We start from the raw sequence: 1,605 nt of genomic DNA on the forward strand, positions 1-1,605 counted from the left end.
GGTCGCCTCATGGCACAGCTACGACGCAGCGATCGCGTAAAAGGTTATATCGCCAAAAACCCGAATGATTTTTCTAGATACCGCTATCAGCAAGCATTCGGGCAAATCCAAAAAATCCAAAAGGGAGCGTAAATAATGGCAACACGAAAAAAGGTTGCTGCAACGATGCCAACAGCAGACACAATCAGTATTCATGATGCTGCAAGAAAGTACATGACCACAGAGCAAAGTCTGAGACTTGCTTTAAGCCATGTTCGCCCGGATGATTTCGACACTGTAAAGGCAGTTTCGGAAGAGGATTTAGAAGCGATCGCTTCCCACTTCCAGCCACAATTACCTGAAGTTTCTCCACAGGAAACATCGGAGCCAACTACAGAACAGCCACAGAATGACCTTTCTGTGCCCCAACAGCAGCAACATCTAACAGCCCCTACCCAATCTCCAAGCAATCATATTCAACTCACTCTAATTGACCAACTAGCTCGGCAGGCGGAGCAAGAAATTGAATTAGTAGATGCGATCGCACAAGTAAAAAATCAACTGATCCTAAATAATTTAGCTGTACGAGATGCCGAATTAGCAGAGTCCATCAATCAGCGCTGGCAGTATCAAAAGCAAGAATATCTGGGAGGGATTAGAGGTTTAGCGAGTAAAGCTTTGGAGCCTGTAGCGATTACCCCGGACGAAAGCAACCTCACTCAAGAAATTGAAGGCATCATCACTGAACTGGGAAAAAAGCTAATCGTGTGAGAGCGATTAACATCCTGTTATCCCCTCTCGACTTTGTTAACTGGTTATTAGAAAGAGTACTAACACTATGACTTTTACAATTTCCGGCATTGAACCAGAGGCAAGCATAAACGCTAACTCCTTACCAGAACTAGTTTATCAAGCCCAAGAATTGCTTCTACAAATCTACCAACATCCAGAGTTTAAAGGTTTGCGCTTCGATTGTGATGTAGCTCTTGGTGACGTTAAACAATATTTCAACTACTTGGAATGGGCTGCGAATAGTGGCTCAGAGGTATCTAGGTTTGAAGGTTTTGCGGAATAATTTCTGCTGCCAACTCCACAGAACACAGTTGGTAGCACGTAAAGCCAGAATTAATGCTCTCAAAACTAATGAGAGCTTTTAAGCATCAGATACCCGTCAATACTACCATGCAAGATGACTTAAATAGCCAAATTCAGGATGCGAAGACGGATGAAACGGAGCTAAAACAAGTCCTCAAAAAATACGACTTAGATGAGCAACTAGCACTTGAGTTTAGCGAAATAGACAAGGCGTTTCAACAATTGCAAATTAAGTACCAATCCCTACTCAATACCAGAAAGTTTTTGAACAATGGCTAAGATTGACACCACAAAAGCAGCCGCCCAAGCTGTAGCTGAAAAGTTGGCAAGAGGTAAACAAAACTCGGCATCCAGCACTAATCCCATATCTGCTACTTCTGCCACTATTCTAATAGATAGCCGCATCCCTGGCTTACTAACTGTCACCCCTGACTTAGTACCGGGAATGATGCCACCATTCCAGCCTAATCAGTACCATATTTCAGATCCGCTAAACCCTCCTGAAACTCTCCCACAGGCAAGCCAAAGTCA

At 43.6% G+C, this 1,605-nt stretch carries 4 protein-coding genes; all 4 read left to right on the forward strand.

All coding sequences use genetic code 11. The annotated features are described in order from the left end of the window. Positions 1–135: 135 nt before the first annotated feature. Positions 136–750 (forward strand): hypothetical protein, encoded by a 615-nt coding sequence (locus tag VE944_RS31085; RefSeq protein ID WP_324986727.1) that lies wholly within the window; start codon positions 136–138, stop codon positions 748–750. Positions 751–817: 67 nt separating this feature from the next. Beyond that, positions 818–1,054: a hypothetical protein gene (locus VE944_RS31090; RefSeq protein WP_324986729.1), complete on the forward strand. Its 237-nt coding sequence runs from the start codon at positions 818–820 to the stop codon at positions 1,052–1,054. A gap of 107 nt (positions 1,055–1,161) precedes the next feature. Next, positions 1,162–1,353, forward strand: coding sequence for a hypothetical protein (locus VE944_RS31095; protein WP_324986732.1), 192 nt, complete (start codon positions 1,162–1,164; stop codon positions 1,351–1,353). Next, a partial coding sequence (locus VE944_RS31100) for a hypothetical protein (protein ID WP_324986734.1) occupies positions 1,346–1,605 on the forward strand: 260 nt, incomplete at its 3' end. The genes VE944_RS31095 and VE944_RS31100, both read left to right, overlap by 8 nt.

The organism is Nostoc sp., from assembly GCF_035638895.1.
Lineage (GTDB): Bacteria > Cyanobacteriota > Cyanobacteriia > Cyanobacteriales > Nostocaceae > Nostoc.